Here is a 20,861-nt window from a genome sequence, read left to right as displayed (position 1 = left end):
GGAACATCATCCTTGTAGGAGGGGGGCTTGCCCGCGATCCAGACACCTCTGTGTCCCTGGGCTCACGCGGTGAACCATTCGCGGGCAAGCCTCGCTCCTACAGAGGCAGCAGATCAGACGGCGGCGTTGTAGAACTGCTCGCTGCTCTTCTGCTCCACCAGCGCCTGCTCGATGGCGGCCTGGTGCACCTCGTCGGCATGCTCTTCGCGGGCTTCCGGCTGGATGCCCAGGCGCGCGAACAGTTGCATGTCCTTGTCGGCCTGCGGGTTGGCGGTGGTCAGCAGTTTCTCGCCGTAGAAAATCGAGTTGGCGCCGGCGAAGAACGCCAGGGCCTGCATCTGCTCGTTCATCGCTTCGCGGCCGGCGGACAGGCGCACATGGGATTTCGGCATCAGGATACGAGCCACGGCAAGCATGCGGATGAAGTCGAACGGGTCGACGTCCTCGGAGTTTTCCAGCGGCGTGCCGGCCACTTTCACCAGCATGTTGATCGGCACCGACTCCGGGTGCTCCGGCAGGTTGGCCAACTGGATCAGCAGGCCGGCGCGGTCATCGAGGGACTCGCCCATGCCGAGGATGCCGCCGGAGCAGATCTTCATCCCGGCATCGCGCACGTAGGCCAGGGTTTGCAGGCGTTCACTGTAGGTGCGGGTGGTGATGATGCTGCCGTAGAACTCCGGCGAGGTATCGAGGTTGTGGTTGTAGTAGTCCAGGCCGGCCTTGGCCAGCGCTTCGGTCTGATCCTGGTCCAGGCGACCGAGGGTCATGCAGGTTTCCAGGCCCATGGCCTTCACGCCCTTGACCATTTCCAGCACATACGGCATGTCTTTGGCCGACGGGTGTTTCCAGGCCGCACCCATGCAGAAACGGGTCGAGCCTATGGCCTTGGCGCGTGCGGCCTCTTCGAGGACCTTCTGCACTTCCATCAGCTTTTCTTTTTCCAGGCCGGTGTTGTAGTGACCGGACTGCGGACAATATTTGCAATCTTCCGGGCAGGCGCCGGTCTTGATCGACAACAGGGTGGAAACCTGGACGCGGTTGGCGTCGAAATGCGCGCGGTGCACCGTCTGCGCCTGGAACAGCAAGTCATTGAACGGCTGGACGAAGAGGGCTTTGACTTCAGCCAAAGTCCAGTCATGACGCAGATTGGCGGTGGTGCTGGCGCTCATGGGCGATTCCTTGATTATGCTTGGCAAGCGGCTGCGGGAAGGCAATACCCACAGCCGCGACACGGATGTTGGGCATATTTAAGGAAGCGCCATGCAGTGTCAACCACATTACCAAGGACAGGTTTACATCTGGTTAAAAAACAAACAAACCTGTTTGCTCTGCGACGAGCCGACCGACACCCCCCAAGCCATTTGCACCGCCTGCGAAACCGAACTGCCGTGGCTCGGCGATCATTGCCAGGTGTGCGCCCTGCCCCTGCCCGCGGCCGGCCTGACCTGCGGCCAGTGCCTCAAGCGACCGCCCGCCTTCGCCCAGGTGGTGGCGCCCTGGCGTTACAGCTTTCCCGTCGACAGCCTGGTCAGCCGCTTCAAGCACAACGGCAAATGGCCCTTTGGCCGTCTTTTGGCCGAACTTCTCGCGCAATCGCTGCAACATCGCTTTGCCGAGGACCTGGCGCAACCCGACGCTCTGCTGCCGGTGCCCCTGGCCCGCAAGCGCCTGCGCCAGCGCGGCTATAACCAGGCGGCGATGCTCGCACGCTGGCTGGGCGAGATCCTGCAAATCCCCTGTGACGAAACCTCGTTGCAGCGCACCCAGGACACGCCATCGCAGCAGGGCCTGGGTGCCAGGGCGCGGCACCGCAACCTGCACCATGCTTTTGCCCTGATGCCCGAGGCGGCGGTCCATGGCCGGCACCTGGCGCTGGTGGACGACGTGCTCACCACCGGCGCGACCGCCCACGCCCTGGCGCGGCTGCTGCTCAAGGCCGGGGCGCGGCGGGTAGACGTCTATTGCCTGGCACGCACGCCAAAACCCGGCGAGCCCGACTGAACTTGACTCTCGCCCCTCAAGCCGCAAACTCCCTTTCCATTCCCAGCGTTCAAAGCGTTCAGCCATGCCCTTGCCCACCTTGTTGACCCAGCACATCGCCCGTCGCCCGCAGCGCATTGCCCTGCTGCAGCACATCGCCGAACAGGGCTCGATCACCCGTGCCGCGAAAAGCGCCGGCCTGAGTTACAAGGCGGCCTGGGACGCCATCGACGAGTTGAACAACCTGGCGCAAAAGCCCCTGGTCGAACGCAGTGTCGGCGGCAAAGGCGGCGGTGGCGCCAGGCTCTCCGTCGAAGGCGAACGGGTGCTGCGCCTCTACCAGCGCTTGCAGGCCTTGCAAGCCCAAGTGTTGGAAGCTGCCGAAGACGCCGCCGACCTCGATCTGCTGGGACGCCTAATGCTCCGCACCAGCGCCCGCAACCAGCTGCACGGCACGGTTCTGGCGATCGAAGCGCAGGGGCGCAACGATCTGATACGACTGGCGCTCGCAGAAGACCTGGCGATCCAGGCGCAGATCACCCATGACAGCACCCTGCACCTGGAATTGGAGCCCGGCACAGGCGTCGTGGCGTTGATCAAGGCCGGCTGGCTGGAATTGCTGGCCATCGATCAATCCGCAACACCCGGACACAATTGTATGCAGGGCACCCTGGAAGCGATCCTCGACGCCGAAGACGGCCCCAGCGAAATCAGAATCGCCCTGCCCAGCGGCCAGACGCTCTGTGCCCTGGCCGAACCGCTGCACCTGCGACACCTTGGCTTGAGCGCCGGCCAGCCGGTACGGGTGCAGTTCTCGCCGTCCAACGTGCTACTCGGCACGCCGCTCTAGTTTTTTTTGCTGCTGCCGCAGGCTGCGATAGTCCGGGCCACGCTGGTCGCAGGACCTCGACGGACTCAAGGTCCTCGCGCCCCTTCGGGTCGATCGCAGCCTTCGGCAGCGGCTACACAAAGCCGCGCAATGCTTGCGGCGCTGCAACATGTTCGTCATCGACGCTGATTAAGGTGGCTGCAAAACCCTGCAGGAAGCCTGTGATGAGCCTATTAGAAGAAGACCAACCTACCGACCTCGAAAAGATGGTCGGCCTCAGCCGCCGTGGTTTCATCAGCGCCGGTGCCCTGTGCGGCGCGGCCATGTTCCTCGGTGGCAACCTGCTGAGCCGCAGCGTGCTGGCCGCCAGCGTCAGCGCCGGTTCCAGCAAGCTGCTGGGCTTTGAAGGCATTGCCGCCGCCACCAGCGACACCATCACCCTGCCGCCGGGCTACAAGTCTTCGGTGCTGATCAGCTGGGGCCAGCCCCTGCAGAAGAACGGCCCGGCGTTCGACCCGAGTGGCAATGGCACCGCCACGGCCCAGGAGGTCCAGTTCGGAGACAACAACGACGGCATGAGCCTGTTTGCCTTCCCGGACGACAAGAATCGCGCACTGATGGCGATCAACAACGAATACACCAACTACCGCTACCTCTACCCCCACGGCGGCATGCCGCAGTCGGCGGAAGACGTGCGCAAGGCCCTGGCCAGCGAAGGCGTGTCGGTGATCGAAGTACAGCGCCGCAGCGGCCAATGGCAGTTCGTCCAGGGCTCGCGCTACAACCGGCGCATCCACGGCAACGCGCCGATTCGCCTGAGCGGCCCGGCCGCCGGCCACGCGCTGATGAAAACCAGCGCCGACAAGAGCGGCCGCAAAGTCCTCGGCACCTTCCAGAACTGCGCCAACGGCAAGACGCCATGGGGCACCTACCTGACCTGTGAAGAGAACTTCACCGACTGCTTCGGCAGCAGCAACGCCCAACAGACCTTCGATGCCGCGCAGAAACGCTATGGCGCCTCGGCGAGCAGCCGCGACATCAACTGGCATCAGTTCGACCCGCGCTTCGACCTGGCGAAAAACCCCAACGAACTCAACCGTCACGGCTGGGTCGTGGAGATCGACCCGTTCGACCCACAGTCCAAGCCGATCAAGCGCACCGCCCTGGGCCGCTTCAAGCATGAAAACGCCGCCCTGGCCGAAACCCGCGACGGACGCGCCGTGGTCTACATGGGCGACGACGAGCGTGGCGAGTTCATCTACAAGTTTGTCAGCCGCGACCGCATCAACCACCGCAACCCCAAGGCCAACCGCGACCTGCTGGACCACGGCACCCTGTACGTGGCGATCTTCGACAACGGCGACGGCAACCCGGACCACCCGAAAGGCAAGGGCAAATGGGTCGAGCTGAGCCATGGCAAGAACGGCATCGACGCCAGCAGCGGTTTCGCCGACCAGGCCGAAGTGCTGATCCACGCCCGCCTCGCGGCCAGCGTGGTCAAGGCCACCCGCATGGACCGCCCGGAATGGATCGTGGTCAGCCCGAAGGACGGCCAGGTCTACTGCACCCTGACCAACAACTCCAAACGTGGTGAAGACGGCCAGCCAGTGGGCGGCCCCAACCCGCGGGAGAAAAACGTCTACGGGCAGATCCTGCGCTGGCAGACCGCCCGTGGCGACCACGGTTCGATGGACTTCACCTGGGACCTGTTCGTGGTCGCCGGCAACCCGGCCGTGCATGCCGGCCAGCCCAAAGGCGGCTCGTCGAACATCACCCCGCAGAACATGTTCAACAGCCCCGACGGCCTGGGTTTCGACAAGGCCGGCCGGTTGTGGATCCTCACCGACGGCGACTCCAGCAACACCGGCGACTTCGCCGGCATGGGCAACAACCAGATGCTCTGCGCTGACCCGGACTCCGGTGAAATCCGTCGCTTCATGGTCGGGCCGGTGGGCTGCGAAGTCACTGGCATCACCTTCTCGCCGGATCAGAGGAGCCTGTTCGTGGGCATCCAGCACCCGGGCGAGAACGGCGGTTCGACCTTCCCCGAGCACCTGCCCAACGGCAAGCCGCGTTCCTCGGTAATGGTGATCACCCGGGAAGACGGCGGTATCGTCGGCGCCTGATAGACCGCTTCGCGGGCAAGCCTTGCTCCTACAGATCCGTGTAGGGGCGAGCTTGCCCGCGATAGCGCCCTCACAGTCACCACCTGTCATCCTTCGTGCGCTACCATGCTTGGCCGGACGCAGCAGCCTGCTGCGCGCAGGAGTCAGCATGTCTCACCCGTTCGAAACCCTTACCCCTGATCTAGTCCTCGATGCCGTCGAAAGCATCGGTTTTCTCAGCGACGCCCGTGTCCTGGCACTCAATAGTTACGAAAACCGTGTCTACCAGGTCGGCATCGAAGACAGCGAGCCGCTGATCGCCAAGTTCTACCGCCCGCAACGCTGGACCAACGAGGCGATCCTCGAAGAGCACCGCTTCACCTTCGAACTCGCCGAGTGCGAAGTGCCGGTAGTGGCGCCGCTGATTCACCAGGGCGAAAGCCTGTTCGAGCATGAAGGCTTCCGCTTTACCCTGTTCCCACGCCGTGGCGGCCGGGCGCCGGAACCCGGCAACCTCGACCAGCTGTATCGCCTGGGGCAATTGCTCGGCCGCCTGCATGCGGTCGGCGCCACTCGCCCGTTCGAGCATCGCGAAGCGCTGGGGGTGAAGAACTTCGGCCACGATTCGCTGACCACCCTGCTGGAAGGCGACTTCGTGCCCAAGAGCCTGCTGCCGGCCTATGAGTCGGTGGCCCGCGACCTGCTCAAGCGGGTGGAAGAGGTCTACCAGGCCACGCCGCACCAGAACATCCGCATGCACGGCGACTGCCATCCCGGCAACATGATGTGCCGCGACGAGGTGTTCCATATCGTCGACCTCGACGACTGCCGCATGGGCCCGGCGGTGCAGGACCTGTGGATGATGCTCGCCGGCGATCGCCAGGAATGCCTGGGGCAGCTGTCGGAACTGATGGATGGCTACAGCGAGTTCCACGACTTCGACCCGCGCGAACTGGCATTGATCGAACCACTGCGCGCCCTGCGCCTGATGCACTACAGCGCCTGGCTGGCCCGGCGCTGGGACGACCCGGCGTTCCCACGCAGCTTCCCCTGGTTCGGCAGCGAGCGTTATTGGGGCGATCAGGTGCTGGCGTTGCGCGAGCAACTCTCGGCGCTCAACGAAGAACCGCTGAAGCTGTTCTGACCCCAAGCCCTGATCCGACCTGTAGGGGCGAGGCTGGCCCGCGATAGCCTCGCCTCGATGAGTCTGATGCACCGCGGCGTCTTGATCGCGGGCAAGCCTCGCTCCTGCAGAAGCCGGATCGATCACAACAGCGGGGTCACCGGAATGACGCCGAGAAAGACACGGCCTGACAAACCTCCTTACAATCCCTCTCTTTGTTAGCTGCCTAAGCAAGGATTCTGCATGCAAGCCGCCAACCCGCGTCGCGGGTACATCCTGGGCCTGAGCGCCTACATCATCTGGGGCCTGTTCCCGATCTACTTCAAAGCCATCGCCAACGTGCCCGCCGTGGAAATCATCATCCACCGAGTGCTCTGGTCCGCGCTGTTCGGCGCGCTGCTGCTGATGGTCTGGAAGCATCCCGGCTGGTGGCGCGAGTTGCGGGACAACCCCAGGCGCCTGGCGATCCTGGCCCTGAGCGGCACCCTGATCGCGGCCAACTGGCTGACCTATGTCTGGTCGGTGAACAACGGGCGCATGCTCGAAGCCAGCCTGGGTTACTACATCAACCCGCTGGTGAACGTGCTGCTGGGCATGCTGATCCTCGGTGAGCGGCTGCGGCGCATGCAGTGGCTCGCAGTGGGCCTGGCGGCGGTGGGCGTGGCGCAGCAGGTGTGGCAGGTCGGCAGCCTGCCCTGGTTTTCCCTGGTGCTGGCGTTGACCTTCGGTTTCTACGGACTGATCCGCAAGCAGGCACCGGTCAAGGCGCTACCGGGGCTGGTGGTGGAAACCTGGATGCTGGTGCCGATCGCCCTCGCCTGGCTCTTGTTCAACCCCACCGCCACCAGTGCCCAGGCGGCCTTCTGGACCAGCTCCGAGGCCTGGTGGCTGGTGGCGGCCGGTCCCGTCACCCTGGTGCCGCTGGTGTGCTTCAACGCCGCCGCCCGTCACCTGCCCTACACCACCCTGGGCTTCTTGCAGTACCTGGCGCCGACCCTGGTGCTGCTGCAGGCGGTACTGCTGTTCGGCGAACACCTGTCGTCGAGCACCCTGGTGGCGTTCATGTTTATCTGGGCCGGCCTGGCGGTGTACAGCGTGGATGCCTGGTTGAGCCTGCGCAAACGCAGCTGATCAATAAACGTACAAAGCTCTGCAGGCCACGGTTGGCGTGGCCTGCATCTATCCTTCCCAAGGTTATCCACAGCGTGATCCCCGCCGTTTGTGCACAAGCCCTTGAAACTGCTGGTTTTTTGATCAGATTCCGCAAAGCCTTGGCCGGCTTGGGCTGGCGCCAGGTCTCTACAGGTTATCCACAGGCGCATGCACGCTAAAACTGGATAACCCGCCCTTTCAGGTTCACACCTCGCTGCGCAGCACCAACTCCACCATCAGATCATCCGCCAGGGTTTCCAGGCGCGACTGCAGGACATCGAGGGACAAGGTCAGCGGCACCGCCAGGATCGCTTCGGCGTGGAACAGCGGCTCGCTGCTCATGGGGGCCGGGCGCACTTCGGTCACCAGCCGCTCCAGGTTCACCCCCTGCTCGCTCAACAGGCGGGTGATGTCGCGCACGATGCCCGGCCGGTCGTTGCCCACCAGTTCCATGGCGATCGGCTTCCAGGTGCAGGATTGTTCGATGCCGCTTTCGGCGATCAGCACCCGAATGCCCTGGGCCGCCAAGCCTTGCAGCGCGTCCACCAGCTCGTCATAGGCTTCCGCCGGCACGCCGACCCGTAGAATGCCGGCGAACTGCCCGGCCATCCGCGACATGCGGCTCTCTAGCCAGTTGCCGCCGTGCGCGGCGATGCATTGGGCGATGCGCTCGACCTGTCCGGGCTTGTCCGGGGCGAATACGGTGAGTACGAGGTGGTCCATGGCGCAACCCTCTGTCAGGACTTTTGTTGTAGAAGGTCAAGTATAGGCAAGCCGCAGGGTCGCCGCGGTCCGGCAGGAGCGACGCCTGCTTGCGACAAGAATCACCCGGCCGGCATCGTTGGGACTGTCAGGATGCCATCGCGAGCAAGCTTCGCTCCTACAAGGAAAAAAGGGGCTTGAGACAAATCGTGTACATGTTTTTAGAATTCTATGGAACAATCCGCAAGTTTTTTGAGAACATCCCGTTCCCCAGCGTGACCGTGCTGCGAACTTGAGTCGCGGAACGACGTATTTAGTCTAATTTTCACAACCGCAATTCATCATGTAGTATGCCGCAGCGCGCACTACATAACGTTGGATCGATGTCTGCCAAGGCGCAGTCGCAACCCTGAAAGCCCTGTCAGCAAGGCTCCGAGCCGTTGATTGGAACCATCCCAGCCGCCCGCGATGGCATGTACTGGTAGAGGGGTTTGTGGTTTAAATGGCCAGAGGCTTCATTGTCAATTTGAAGAGCTGAAAAGCGAAATAGCTGAGCAGAGTGAGGCAAGCAATGACTGAACACGTTCAAGTCGGTGGCCTGCAGGTCGCCAAAGTCCTGTTCGACTTCGTGAACAACGAAGCCATTCCCGGTACCGGCCTCACCGCCGACACGTTCTGGGCCGGCGCCGACAAGGTCATCCACGACCTGGCACCGAAGAACAAAGCCCTACTCGCCAAACGCGACGATTTCCAGGCGCGTATCGATGCCTGGCACCAAGCCCGTAGAGCTCCTGAGAAAGCCCAGGCCCACGACCCGATCGCCTACAAAGCCTTCCTGCAAGACATCGGTTATCTGCTGCCAGAAGCGGCGGACTTCCAGGCGACGACGCAAAACGTCGATGACGAGATCGCCCGCATGGCCGGTCCGCAGCTGGTGGTCCCGGTGATGAATGCCCGCTTCGCCCTCAACGCCTCCAACGCCCGCTGGGGCTCGCTGTACGACGCGCTCTATGGCACCGACGCCATCAGCGAAGCCGACGGCGCGGAAAAAGGCAAAGGCTACAACAAGGTGCGCGGCGACAAGGTCATCGCCTTCGCCCGCGCCTTCCTCGACGAAGCCGCGCCATTGGCTGCCGGCTCCCATGTCGACTCCACCGGCTACAAGATCGTCGACGGCAAGCTGGTGGTCGCCCTCAAGGGTGGCAGCAACAGCGGCCTGCGCGACGACGCCCAACTGATCGGCTACCACGGCGATGCCGCAGCACCGACCGCGGTCCTGCTGAAACACAACGGCCTGCATTTCGAAATCCAGATCGACGCCAACAGCCCGGTCGACCAGACCGACGCCGCCGGCGTAAAAGACGTGCTGATGGAAGCCGCCCTGACCACCATCATGGACTGCGAAGACTCGGTCGCCGCCGTCGACGCCGACGACAAGGTGGTGATCTACCGCAACTGGCTCGGCCTGATGAAGGGCGACCTGGCCGAAGAAGTGGCCAAGGGCGGCAAGACCTTCACCCGCACCATGAACGCCGACCGCGAATACACCGCGCCCAACGGCGGCAGTGTGAAGCTGCACGGCCGTTCGCTGCTGTTCGTGCGTAACGTGGGTCACCTGATGACCATCGACGCGATCCTCGACAGCCAAGGCAACGAAGTGCCGGAAGGCATCCTCGATGGCCTGGTCACCAGCCTCGCGGCGATCCACAACCTCAACGGAAACACCTCGCGCACCAACAGCCGCACCGGCTCGGTGTACATCGTGAAGCCGAAGATGCACGGCCCGGAAGAAGCCGCTTTCACCAACGAGTTGTTCGGGCGCATCGAAGACGTGCTGGAACTGCCGCACAACACCCTGAAAGTCGGGATCATGGACGAGGAGCGCCGCACCACGGTCAACCTCAAGGCCTGCATCAAGGCCGCCAGCGAGCGCGTAGTGTTCATCAACACCGGCTTCCTCGACCGTACCGGCGACGAAATCCACACCTCCATGGAAGCCGGCGCCGTGGTGCGCAAGGCCGAGATGAAGGCCGCCAAGTGGATCGGCGCCTACGAGAACTGGAACGTCGATATCGGCCTGAGCACCGGTCTGCAAGGTCGTGCGCAGATCGGTAAAGGCATGTGGGCCATGCCGGACCTGATGGCTGCCATGCTCGAACAGAAAATCGCCCACCCGCTGGCCGGCGCCAACACCGCCTGGGTACCCTCGCCCACCGCCGCGGCCCTGCACGCCCTGCACTACCACAAGGTCGATGTGTTCGCCCGCCAGGCCGAGCTGGCCAAGCGCGCCCGCGCCTCGGTGGACGACATCCTGACCATCCCGCTGGCCAGCAACACCAACTGGTCGGCCGAAGAGATCAAGAACGAACTGGACAACAACGCCCAGGGCATTCTCGGTTACGTGGTGCGCTGGATCGACCAGGGCGTCGGCTGTTCCAAGGTGCCGGACATCAACGATGTCGGCCTGATGGAAGACCGCGCCACCCTGCGTATTTCCAGCCAGCACATCGCCAACTGGCTGCGCCATGGCGTCGTCACCCAAGCCCAGGTCATGGAAAGCCTCAAGCGCATGGCGCCCGTGGTGGACCGGCAGAACGCCGGCGACACCCTGTACCGTCCGCTGGCACCGAACTTCGACAGCAACATCGCCTTCCAGGCCGCGGTCGAACTGGTGATCGAAGGCACCAAGCAACCCAATGGCTACACCGAGCCGGTGCTGCACCGTCGTCGTCGCGAGTTCAAGGCCCGCAACGGCCTGTGATCCTGCGTTGACGCGGTAAAAGAAAAAGCCCTGGTCGCGGGACCAGGGCTTTTGTGTTTCTGCCGGGGAATCTTATCGCGAGCAAGCTCGCTCCTACAGGGGACACCCTGCTCCTAGGGCACCACCCCCAGCTCATGCTTGACCAGCGCCAGCAGCTTGCCGGTGTCGATCGGCTTGAGCAGGAAGTCCACCACGCTCAGGTGCATGGCCGCGATGGCGTCGCGCACATCGGCATCCCCGGAAATGATAATGATCGGCAACGCCGCCCGCTCCGATTCGCGCACCTGGCGTATCAGATCCAGGCCGTTGCAGGGGGCCATGCGCAGGTCGGTGATCAGCAGTCCGATCGATTTGTTCGAGTTCAACAGTTCCAGTGCTGCCTTGCCACTGGCTGCGGTCATGCAGCGAATGCCATCCAGTCCGAGAATCTCCGACAGCAACTCACGGGCATCCTTGTCATCATCGGCGATCAACACGCGCTGGGGCGGCAGATCGGGCTCGAGCATCACGGCGTTCAACGCCTCGCGCTCGGCATCACTCAAAATATCGTGGTCGGACATGGCTTTCTCTACATATTCAAATCGATCCCCTAGCACAGTGGTCAGACATCGCTAAGCAGGCCTCCAATGTGCACTTCGTCGGATTTTTTTCCAAGAGGCCGGATAAGTACTTTTTTCACGGTTTTGACACCTCTTTGAAGCGAATTAACAGGTGCAGAGCCGCTACCTAGACTTACGTCCAATGGGCACCTGGCAGCGTGGGACCGACCATGACCGAAGACCCGACCACGACAAATCCAAAAAGACTGCGGTAATGGTTATGAGTAAAGCGGATGCCTTCACCCAGGCAGGGAAAACCGCGGTGTTGCAGAACATCCACGGCACGATGCAGTTTCTCCAGCGGTTCCCCCCCTTCAATCAGATGGAAAACGCTCACCTGGCGTACCTGGTCGAGCAATGCCAACTGCGTTTCTACGGCCCCGGCGAAAGCATCATCAAACCCGCCGACGGACCGGTCGAACACTTCTATATCGTCAAGCAGGGCCGGGTGGTCGGCGAGCGCCAGCACGCCCTCAAGGGCGGTACCGAAACCACCTTCGAGATCACCGCAGGCGAGTGTTTCCCCCTCGCCGCGCTGCTGGGCGAGCGCGCCACCCGCACCGAACACCTGGCGGCCGAGGACACCTTCTGCCTGCAACTGAACAAGCCGGCCTTCATCAAGCTGTTCGCCCTTTGCGCGGTGTTTCGCGATTTCGCCCTGCGCGGCGTCAGCAGCCTGCTGGACCAGGTCAACCAGCAGGTCCAGCAAAAAGCCGTGGAAACCCTCGGCACCCAGTACTCCCTCAACACCCGGCTGGGCGAACTGGCGATGCGCCACCCAGTGACCTGCAGCCCGTCCACCCCACTGCGCGAAGCCGTGAGCCTGATGCACGAACAGCAGGTCGGCAGCATAGTGGTGGTGGATGAACACAAGGCGCCGCTCGGCATCTTTACCCTGCGCGACCTGCGCCAGGTGGTGGCCGACGGCACCAGCGACTTCAACCAGAGCATCGAACGGCACATGACCCAAGCGCCGTTCGCCCTGTCGCCGGACCACAGCGCCTTCGACGCCGCTATCGCCATGACCGAACGGCACATCGCCCACGTCTGCCTGGTCAAAGAGCAGCGCCTGTGCGGCGTGGTTTCCGAACGCGACCTGTTTTCCCTGCAACGGGTCGACCTGGTGCACCTGGCGCGGACCATCCGCAACGCGCCGCGGATCGACAACCTGGTGGCGATTCGCGGCGAGATCGGCCAACTGGTGGAGCGCATGCTCGCCCACGGCGCGTCCTCGACCCAGATCACCCACATCATCACCCTGCTCAACGACCACACCGTGTGCCGGGTCATCGAACTGACCCTGGCCGACAAGGGCGACCCGGGCGTGCCGTTCAGCTGGCTGTGTTTCGGCAGCGAAGGCCGGCGCGAGCAAACCCTGCACACCGACCAGGACAACGGCATCCTGTTCGAAGCGCGCGACGCCGCTCATGCGGCAGAGATTCGCGGCAAGCTGCTGCCCCTGGCGCAACAGATCAACCAGAGCCTGGCGCTGTGCGGCTTCACCCTGTGCAAGGGCAACATCATGGCCGGCAACCCCGAGCTGTGCCTGTCCCGCGCCGAATGGGCACGACGCTTCGCCGCCTTCATTCGCGAGGCCACGCCGGAGAACCTGCTGGGTTCGAGCATCTATTTCGACCTGCGGGTGGTCTGGGGCGACGAGCAGGGCTGCGCGCAACTGCGCCGCGGCATCCTCGACCAGGTCGGCGACAACCGCCTGTTCCAGCGCATGATGGCCGAGAACGCGCTGCGCCAGCGCCCGCCGGTGGGGCGTTTTCGCGAGTTCGTCCTGGCCAGGAAAAATGGCGAAAAAGCCACCCTCGACCTCAAGGTCCAGGGCCTCACCCCTTTTGTCGACGGTGCGCGCCTGCTGGCCCTGGCCAATGGCATCGATGCCAACAACACCCTGGAGCGCCTGCGCCAGCTGGTGGCCAGGGAAGTCATCGAAACCCTCGACGGCGCCGCGTATGAAGAGGCTTATCACTTCATCCAGCAGACCCGCATGCAACAGCACCAATTGCAGACCCGGCAGAACCTGCCCTACTCCAACCGCGTCGACCCGGACAGCCTCAACCACCTGGACCGGCGGATCCTGCGCGAGTCGATGCGCCAGGCCCAGCGCCTGCAAAGCAGCCTGGCGCTGAGGTATCAGCTATGAGCCTGTTCGCCTGGTTGCGCCCGGCCAGCGCGGTACTCAGCGCCGAACAGCAACAACGCCGCGAGGGCCTGCCCGTCGCCCCGGCGTTGGGTGAATGCAGCCTGCGCGAACAGCGCTGGGTGGTGCTGGACCTGGAAACCAGCGGGCTCAACCTCAATCGCGACCAGGTGCTGTCCATTGGCGCGGTGGTGATAGAAGACGGCGCCATCGACTTCAGCCAGCAATTCGAGCGCACCTTGCAGCGTACCGATCACAAGCTCAGCCCCAGCGTGCTGATTCACGGTCTCGGCCCTAGCGCGATCGCCGCCGGCAGCGACCCGGTGGAAGCCTTGCTGGATTTCATGGCGTTCGTCGGCGACAGCCCGCTGCTGGCCTTCCATGCGCCATTCGACCAGCACATGCTCGGCCGGGCGCTGAAGGACAGCCTGGGTTATCGCCTGCAGCATCCGTTCCTCGACGTCGCCGAAATGGCCCCGCTGCTCTGCCCCCAGGCGCATATCCGCGAAGCCGGGCTGGATGACTGGATGGGCTACTTCAAGCTGCACGCCGGCGAACGCCACCATGCCGCCGCCGACGCCCTGGCCACCGCCGAGCTGGCGCTGATCCTGTTCAGCCGCGCCCGCCAGCAGCAGATCCACAGCCCGCTGAACCTGCAACAACGGCTCAGCCAATGGAAACGCCGGCAGCAGAGCCACTCCTTCTGACCCTGTATCGGCCCGAAACATTGGCTATCCACCCCGCCGACCGGCGCCCATTGCGCGGCTCTTTGCGCCCTGCCACAATCGCGAATAATTCTCGTTAGTTTCAACTTCTCGATTGGGATACCCAGGTGCCGTCAGCCCAAAGCCCCCACAGTGACCTCGTTGGTGCGTTGTATCGCGACCATCGCGGCTGGCTGCTGGCCTGGCTGCGGCGCAACGTGGCCTGCCCGCAACGGGCCGAGGACCTGAGCCAGGACACCTTCGTCCGTCTGCTGGGCCGCGACGAACTGAAAGCCCCGCGCGAGCCGCGGGCGTTCCTGGTGGCCATCGCCAAGGGCCTGCTGTTCGACTACTTCCGCCGCGCCGCGCTGGAGCAGGCCTACCTCACCGAACTGATGCTGATCCCGGAAGAGGAACACCCCTCCCCGGAAGAACAGCAATCGATCCTCGAAGACCTCAAGGCCATCGACCGCCTGCTGGGCAAGCTGTCGAGCAAGGCTCGCGCCGCCTTCCTCTATAACCGCCTCGACGGCCTCGGCCACGCCGAAATCGCCGAACGCCTCGGGGTGTCTGTGCCGCGGGTCAGGCAGTACCTGGCCCAGGGCATTCGCCAGTGCTACGTCGCCCTGTACGGTGAGCCGGCATGAGCCCGCTCAACGCCAAACCGGTGTCCGCCCGGGTGCTGGACGCGGCGATTGCCTGGCAGTTGTCGCTGGATTCCGGCGAAGGCAACCCAATGGCCCGCGAAGAATTCGCCAAATGGCACGCTGCCGATGAAGAACACGCCCGCGCCTGGCGCCAGTTGGGCATGCTCGACCAGCGTTTCAGCGTCGCCAGCGGCCCGGCCCGCAGCGCCCTGCTGCAATCGCGGGACGGCATCCGGCGGCGCGTGCGCAAGCTCGGCAGCGGGCTGGCCAGCGTCGCCCTGCTGTTGGGCCTGGCCCTGTTCGCCGGCGACCGTTACGGCCAGCTGGATTACTGGCTCGCCGACCAGCGCACCGCCACCGGCGAGCAACGCACCCTGCGCCTGGCCGACGGCACCGTGATCAACCTCAATACCCACAGCGCCGTGGATGTGCGTTTCGACGAAAAGCAGCGACGCATCGTGTTGCAGGAAGGCGAGATCCTGGTCGAGACCGGCCACAACGACGCCCGCCCCTTTATCGTCGAAACCCGCGAAGGCCATATGCGCGCGCTGGGCACGCGCTTCCTAGTCAAGCGCGAGGAACAGGGCACGCGCCTGAGCGTGCTGCAATCGGCCGTGGCCGCGCGGCCGGAATCCAGCCAGGACGAGCAGATCCTCAAGGAAGGCCAGCAGGCGCTGATGCGCCGCGACGGCCTCGGCCCGCTGCTGGCCCTGAACCCCGGCGCCGACGCCTGGACCCGCGGCATGCTGGTGGTGGACAACGCACGCCTGGCGGACCTGGTCAGCGAACTGGGGCGCTACCGCCGCGGCCATCTGGGGGTGGCCGACGAGGTGGCCGACCTGCGCATCACCGGCAGCTTCCCGCTGCACGACACCGACCTGGCCCTGAGCGCGCTGCTGCCGACGCTGCCCGTGGCCATCGAGCGGCATACGCCCTGGTGGGTGACGTTGGTGGCGCGGGCCGAGAGCAAGGCCAAGCCCTAGGCGGCACGATTTTTATCGCGAGCAAGCTCCAACTGACGCCGCCTGCCCCAACCTGAAATATCCCTCTTATTTTCGTGAATCGAAATTATTTTCAGTCCGCCCTATCACTTTTTGAATCTCGTCCGGCACATAGGCAATTGAGAAATGTTTCCATCCAGGAGCCGCCGTATGTCCCGCTCGCTAGACACCCTGTTGCGCCCCAGCCTGTTGGCCGTGGCGATTGCCCTTTGCGCCCCGCTGGCCAGCCCCCCGCTGATCGCCGCCGAACAGGCGTCCAGCGTGCGCGCCTACAACCTGCCGGCCGCCCCCCTGGCCAGCACCCTGAACCAGATCGCCAGCCAGGCGGGCCTGGCCCTGAGCCTCAACCCGAGCCTGGCCGCCGGCAAGACTTCGGCCCCGGTCAAGGGCCAGTTCGACGCCGCCGGCGCCCTGCGCGAAGCCCTGCGCGGCACCGGCCTGCAACTGGAACAAAGCAGTGCCGGCACCTACAGCCTGGTGGCGATTCCCGACGGTGTGGTGGCCCTGCCGGAAACCAGCATCACCGGCCAGCAGGCTTATGAGAGTGCCTGGGGGCCGGTGGACGGTTACCTCGCCACGCGCACCGCCGCCGGCACCAAGACCGACACCTCGCTGGTCGAAGCGCCGCGCTCGATTTCCGTCGCGACCCGCCAGCAGATGGAAGACCGCAACGTGCAGAATCTGGACGATGCCGTGCGTTACATGCCCGGTATCGTTTCCGCCAGCTACGGCAGCGACACCCGTTATGACTGGATGCGCGTGCGCGGCTTCGAGCCCACCCAATTCCTCGACGGCCTGCCGCTGCCCCGCGGTGTGTATGCCAACCCGAAAGCGGAGACCTGGAACCTCGACCGCCTGGCCCTGCTGCGCGGCCCGGCTTCCTCCGTCTACGGCCAGACCCCTCCGGGCGGCCTGCTGGACATGGTCAGCCGGCGTCCCAGCGCGGAATCGAGCCATGCCATTCAGCTGCAGTACGGCAGCGACAACTACCGCCAGATCAACTTCGCCAGCACCGGCAAGATCGACGATGAAGGCCAGTTCCTCTACGGCCTCAGCGGCGTGGTGCGGGATGCCGGTACGCAGGTCGATCACATCGACAACAAGCGCTACAACATCGCCCCCAGCCTGACCTGGAACATCGACACCGATACCAAGCTGACCCTGCTCTCGCAGTTCACCCGCGACGACACCGGGGCGACCAGCCAGTTCATGCCGATCCAGGGCACCAAGATCAAATCGCCACTGGGCGACGTCTCCCATCACAAAAACCTCGGCGACCCGGACTACGAGTTCTACGACCGTACCTACTACGCCCTGGGCTATGCCTTCGAACACCGTTTCAACGATGTCTGGCAGTTCCGCCAGAACCTGCGCTACACCAAATCGGAGCTGTCCTTCCAGCAACTGACCGTGGGTTCCTATGCCTACTCCCCGGCTGACGCGGCAGGCAATATCAGCCGTACCTCGACCAACGTGGACGAGGACATCAGCCAGTTCGCGGTCGACAACAACTTCCAGGCCGACTTCGCCACCGGCGACATCACCCACACCGTGCTGATCGGCCTGGATCACCAACGGACCGACACTTCCTACCTGTCGATTTACGGCGACGGCGGGACCACCAACATTTTCAACCCGATCTATGGCCAGCCTATCGTGCGCCCGGAGCGCTCCAGCGCTTACTACGACTACAACCAGAAAACCGTACAGACCGGTCTCTACGTGCAGGACCAGATGGCCCTGGACAAATGGCGCCTGACCCTGGGCGGGCGTGAAGACTGGGTGCACCAGGGCACCACGTACTTCAACAAGAACGACGTGACCAACACCGACCGCAGCAAGAACTTCAGTGGCAACGCGGCGCTGAGCTATGTGTTCGACTCGGGCCTGGTGCCGTACCTGTCCTACGCTGAATCCTTCCAGCCCGCCAGCAACGCCAGCGTCTCCCCGACCGAGTCGTATAAGCCCACGGAAGGCAAGCAATGGGAGCTGGGCATCAAGTACCAGCCGCCGGGCTCCAACACCCTGCTGAGTGCGGCGGTCTACGACCTGACCCAGAAAAACGTGCTGGTAACCAGCATCGGTGCCGGTGGCGAGTCGGTCACCAACCAGACCGGCGAAGTGAAGGTCAAAGGCCTGGAACTGGAAGCCGTGTCCGACGTGACCGACAACCTCAAGGTCATCGCCGCCTACACCCTGGCCAAGTCCGAGGTGCAAAAAGGCATCTATAAAGGCAACCGCCTGCAACTGATGCCCAACCAGCAAGCCTCCCTGTGGACCGACTACACCTGGCACAGCGGTGTACTCGACGGTTTCGGCATTGGCGCCGGTGCCCGCTATACCGGCAACACCTACGGCGACCAGGCCAATACCTGGCTGGGCAAGGCCAATGCCTACACAGTGTTCGATGCCGCCGTGCATTACGACCTGGGCCGCCTGGACAGCAGCCTCAAAGGCGCGTCGCTGAAACTCAACGCCACCAACCTGTTCGACAAGGATTACCTGTCCACCTGCGATGGTTCCTATTGCTATTTCGGCGATCAGCGTAGCGTGGTCGCCAGTGCCACCTATCAGTGGTAATCGGCTGAGTTAACAACCAGGCCGTCCTGCAAGGACGGCTTTGCTGTGTCTGAAGGCGAAGAAATGAAAAGCAAAACCATCCGCCGCTGGTCCTTTATCCACACCTGGACCAGCCTGATCTGCACGGTGTTCCTGCTGATGCTGGCCCTGACCGGCCTGCCGCTGATCTTTCACCACGAGATCGATCACCTGCTGGGCGACGCGCCGCAGCTGCGGGAAATGCCTGCCGGCACCCCGCAGCTGGACCTGCAGCAACTGGTGCGCGCCGCCGAGGCCCATCGCCCGGGCGAGGTCATGCAGTACTTCGGCTGGGACGAGGAAGACCCCAACGGCGTGCTCACCATCATGGCCAGGACCGCCGGCACCGAACCCAACTCGTCCCACACCTTCATGCTCGACGCGCGCACCGGCGAGGCCGTGGAAACGCCCTCGGCCAACGGCGGGCTGATGATGTTCATGCTGCGCCTGCACGTGGACCTGTTCGCCGGCCTGCCGGGCAAGCTGCTGCTGGCGTTCATGGGGCTGCTGTTCGTGCTGGCGATCGTCTCCGGCGTGGTGCTGTACCTGCCGTTCATGCGCCGGCTGGAATTCGCCACGGTGCGCCAGGACAAGTCCACCCGCCTGCGCTGGCTGGACCTGCATAACCTGATCGGCGTGGTGACCCTGACCTGGGCCCTGGTGGTCGGCGTCACCGGGGTGATCAGCGCCTGCGCCGACCTGCTGATCGCCGCCTGGCGCAACGACAGCCTCAGCGCGATGATCGAGCCTTACCGCGAGGCCCCGCCACTGACCCGACTGGCCCCGGCCAGCCGCCTGCTGGAGATCGCCAAGGAGGTGGCGCCGGGCATGCAGCCGGACTTCATCGCCTTCCCCGGCACACGTTTTTCCAGCGAGCATCACTACGCGGTGTTCATGAAAGGCAGCACCCACCTGACCTCGCACCTGCTGACCCCGGTGCTGATCGACGCCAGCACCCTGGAGGTCACCGCGGTGGCCGAACGTCCCTGGTACATGGACGCCATGGGCATGTCGCAACCGCTGCACTTCGGCGACTACGGCGGCATGCCGATGAAGATCCTCTGGGCGACCCTGGATGTGCTGACCATCATTGTCCTGGGCAGCGGGGTGTACCTGTGGCTGGTGCGGCGCCGCGCGGCCCGGCCGGCCTTGGGCGAACCCGCCGCGGTGGCGCCATGAGGCCGCGGCAATCGAATTTCTGGAAGGTCTTCGGCGCGCCGCTGTTCATTGCCGTGCTCTGTGCCGCAGGGCTGTTCTCCGCGCTGCTCGGCGACGGCATCTGGGACGCCCTGAGCTGGCTCGGCCTGGGCGCCCCGGCCCTGATCGCCCTGCGGGGTCTGTTCAACCGCCCGCCACCGGCCTGACCCCGGCGGCGGGGAAACCGCGCCACAGGTACAGCGCCAGCCCCAGGCCGATCGGCAGCACCGGGATGAATACGCGGTTTTCCTGCTGCGCCTCGGCGGCCACCAGTACGCAGAACAGCGCCAGCCCCAGCAGCGGTACATAGCTCGCCGCCAGGCCCCAGCGCCAGGGCCGGGTCACCGGGCCGGGGCCCCGCAGGCTCAGCAGGGCACAGCCCAAAGCCGGCAAGGCCAGCGCCGGCAGCGCCCAGTACCGGGCCATGTAGGCGAACGCCATGATCAGCTCCGGCTCACCCTCGCCGTGGCGGCGAAACTCATACTGCAAGGCCAGGTACACCACCAGCGCGCCCGACAGCGTCAGGACCAGGCTGTACAACCCGTGCCGAAAATAACACCTGCGCATTCATCACTCCTTGTCTGTCCTGCATGCCGCCCCTGTGGCCGGGGCCAGAGGCTGCGTTAAGATCCCCGGGGCGGCGAGCCTGCGCTCCACTTCCACCTTCGAGGAATATTCATGTCCACCCCCAGCATGACGCTGTTCCACAACCCGGCATCACCTTATGTGCGCAAAGTCATGGTGCTGCTGCACGAGACCGGCCAGCTGGACCGCGTGGCCCTGCAAGCCAGCCAGTTGACCCCGGTGAACCCGGACACCGCCCTCAACCAGGACAACCCGCTGGGCAAGATTCCCGCCCTGCGCCTGGCCGACGGTAACGTGCTGTACGACAGCCGGGTGATCCTCGACTACCTCGACCAGCAGCATGTCGGCAACCCGCTGATCCCCCGCGAAGGCTCGGCCCGCTGGCGGCGCCTGACCCTGGCGGCGCTGGCCGACGGGATCCTCGATGCCTCGGTGCTGATCCGTTACGAACTGGCCCTGCGCGCGCCCGAGAAACACTGGGAGCAGTGGCTCGACGGCCAGCGCGACAAGATCCGCCGCGCCCTGGCCGTGCTCGAGGCCGATGCAATCGCCGAACTGGCCAGCCACTTCGACGTCGCTTCCATCGGCGTCGCCTGTGCCCTGGGTTACCTCGATTTCCGCCACCCCGACCTGCGGTGGCGCGACGCCCAGCCCCAACTGGCGGCCTGGTACGCCGAGGTCAGTCGACGCCCTTCGATGCTGGCGACCCAGCCGCCGGTTTGAAGG

18 protein-coding genes are annotated in these 20,861 nt (G+C 64.4%); 14 read left to right on the top strand and 4 right to left on the bottom strand.

Annotation, left to right across the window (positions count from 1 at the left end; genetic code table 11):
• Nucleotides 1-113 precede the first annotated feature (113 nt).
• Nucleotides 114-1,169, bottom strand: coding sequence for a biotin synthase BioB (gene bioB / locus AC07PQ_RS17840; RefSeq protein ID WP_007926062.1), 1,056 nt, complete (start codon nucleotides 1,167-1,169; stop codon nucleotides 114-116).
• A gap of 91 nt (nucleotides 1,170-1,260) precedes the next feature.
• On the opposite strand from bioB, the gene AC07PQ_RS17835 reads away from it, so the two are divergent.
• The 5 genes from AC07PQ_RS17835 to rarD all read left to right on the top strand — a co-directional run bounded on the left by AC07PQ_RS17835 (nucleotide 1,261) and on the right by rarD (nucleotide 7,168).
• On the top strand, nucleotides 1,261-2,001 hold the full coding sequence (locus AC07PQ_RS17835) for a ComFC family protein (RefSeq protein ID WP_493185980.1): 741 nt from the start codon (nucleotides 1,261-1,263) through the stop codon (nucleotides 1,999-2,001).
• A 64-nt stretch (nucleotides 2,002-2,065) separates the two neighbouring features.
• Nucleotides 2,066-2,830 (top strand): TOBE domain-containing protein, encoded by a 765-nt coding sequence (locus AC07PQ_RS17830; protein WP_493185979.1) that lies wholly within the window; start codon nucleotides 2,066-2,068, stop codon nucleotides 2,828-2,830.
• A 203-nt stretch (nucleotides 2,831-3,033) separates the two neighbouring features.
• Complete coding sequence (locus tag AC07PQ_RS17825; protein WP_493185978.1) at nucleotides 3,034-4,935, top strand: PhoX family protein; 1,902 nt, start codon at nucleotides 3,034-3,036, stop codon at nucleotides 4,933-4,935.
• Between the two features lie 148 nt (nucleotides 4,936-5,083).
• Nucleotides 5,084-6,058, top strand: a complete 975-nt coding sequence (locus AC07PQ_RS17820) for a serine/threonine protein kinase (protein WP_007926057.1) — start codon at nucleotides 5,084-5,086, stop codon at nucleotides 6,056-6,058.
• Between the two features lie 222 nt (nucleotides 6,059-6,280).
• Complete coding sequence (gene rarD, locus AC07PQ_RS17815) at nucleotides 6,281-7,168, top strand: EamA family transporter RarD (RefSeq protein WP_493185977.1); 888 nt, start codon at nucleotides 6,281-6,283, stop codon at nucleotides 7,166-7,168.
• 225 nt (nucleotides 7,169-7,393) lie between these two features.
• On the opposite strand, the gene AC07PQ_RS17810 is transcribed toward rarD, so the two are convergent.
• The gene (locus AC07PQ_RS17810; RefSeq protein WP_007926052.1) at nucleotides 7,394-7,912 is read right to left on the bottom strand and encodes a glycine cleavage system transcriptional repressor; all 519 of its coding nucleotides are present in this window, start codon (nucleotides 7,910-7,912) and stop codon (nucleotides 7,394-7,396) included.
• Between the two features lie 550 nt (nucleotides 7,913-8,462).
• Between AC07PQ_RS17810 and AC07PQ_RS17805 the strand changes: the two genes are divergently transcribed.
• Entirely contained in the window at nucleotides 8,463-10,652 is a 2,190-nt protein-coding gene (locus AC07PQ_RS17805) for a malate synthase G (RefSeq protein WP_493185976.1), read from the top strand.
• 113 nt (nucleotides 10,653-10,765) lie between these two features.
• Here the strand turns inward: AC07PQ_RS17805 and AC07PQ_RS17800 are convergent, their stop codons facing one another.
• Complete coding sequence (locus tag AC07PQ_RS17800; RefSeq protein WP_007926041.1) at nucleotides 10,766-11,212, bottom strand: response regulator; 447 nt, start codon at nucleotides 11,210-11,212, stop codon at nucleotides 10,766-10,768.
• Nucleotides 11,213-11,465: 253 nt separating this feature from the next.
• On the opposite strand from AC07PQ_RS17800, the gene AC07PQ_RS17795 reads away from it, so the two are divergent.
• The 7 genes from AC07PQ_RS17795 to AC07PQ_RS17765 all read left to right on the top strand — a co-directional run bounded on the left by AC07PQ_RS17795 (nucleotide 11,466) and on the right by AC07PQ_RS17765 (nucleotide 19,717).
• Complete coding sequence (locus AC07PQ_RS17795; protein WP_037034739.1) at nucleotides 11,466-13,406, top strand: putative nucleotidyltransferase substrate binding domain-containing protein; 1,941 nt, start codon at nucleotides 11,466-11,468, stop codon at nucleotides 13,404-13,406.
• A complete protein-coding gene (locus AC07PQ_RS17790) occupies nucleotides 13,403-14,110 on the top strand; it encodes a 3'-5' exonuclease (protein ID WP_277589737.1) in 708 nt (235 codons plus the stop codon). Before AC07PQ_RS17795 ends, AC07PQ_RS17790 begins: the two co-directional genes overlap by 4 nt.
• A 125-nt stretch (nucleotides 14,111-14,235) precedes the next feature.
• A complete protein-coding gene (locus AC07PQ_RS17785; protein ID WP_007926037.1) occupies nucleotides 14,236-14,754 on the top strand; it encodes an RNA polymerase sigma factor in 519 nt (172 codons plus the stop codon).
• The gene (locus AC07PQ_RS17780) at nucleotides 14,751-15,737 is read left to right on the top strand and encodes a FecR domain-containing protein (RefSeq protein WP_492570654.1); all 987 of its coding nucleotides are present in this window, start codon (nucleotides 14,751-14,753) and stop codon (nucleotides 15,735-15,737) included. The genes AC07PQ_RS17785 and AC07PQ_RS17780 overlap by 4 nt, the downstream gene beginning before the upstream one ends.
• 168 nt (nucleotides 15,738-15,905) lie before the next feature.
• A complete protein-coding gene (locus AC07PQ_RS17775) occupies nucleotides 15,906-18,335 on the top strand; it encodes a TonB-dependent siderophore receptor (RefSeq protein WP_493185975.1) in 2,430 nt (809 codons plus the stop codon).
• Between the two features lie 63 nt (nucleotides 18,336-18,398).
• Nucleotides 18,399-19,532, top strand: a complete 1,134-nt coding sequence (locus AC07PQ_RS17770; RefSeq protein WP_037034736.1) for a PepSY-associated TM helix domain-containing protein — start codon at nucleotides 18,399-18,401, stop codon at nucleotides 19,530-19,532.
• On the top strand, nucleotides 19,529-19,717 hold the full coding sequence (locus tag AC07PQ_RS17765) for a hypothetical protein (protein ID WP_009045929.1): 189 nt from the start codon (nucleotides 19,529-19,531) through the stop codon (nucleotides 19,715-19,717). Before AC07PQ_RS17770 ends, AC07PQ_RS17765 begins: the two co-directional genes overlap by 4 nt.
• Here AC07PQ_RS17765 and AC07PQ_RS17760 read toward each other — a convergent pair.
• Complete coding sequence (locus tag AC07PQ_RS17760; protein ID WP_493185974.1) at nucleotides 19,695-20,117, bottom strand: hypothetical protein; 423 nt, start codon at nucleotides 20,115-20,117, stop codon at nucleotides 19,695-19,697. The genes AC07PQ_RS17765 and AC07PQ_RS17760 overlap by 23 nt on opposite strands.
• Before the next feature lie 111 nt (nucleotides 20,118-20,228).
• Here AC07PQ_RS17760 and AC07PQ_RS17755 point away from each other — a divergent pair, with 111 nt between their 5' ends.
• On the top strand, nucleotides 20,229-20,858 hold the full coding sequence (locus AC07PQ_RS17755; protein ID WP_007926031.1) for a glutathione S-transferase: 630 nt from the start codon (nucleotides 20,229-20,231) through the stop codon (nucleotides 20,856-20,858).
• Nucleotides 20,859-20,861 lie beyond the last annotated feature (3 nt).

The sequence above is a fragment of the Pseudomonas sp. GW821-FHT09E12 genome, from assembly GCF_059416085.1.
The sequence above is the reverse complement of the archived record's forward strand: the minus strand, read 5'-3'. Positions and strand labels throughout refer to the sequence as shown.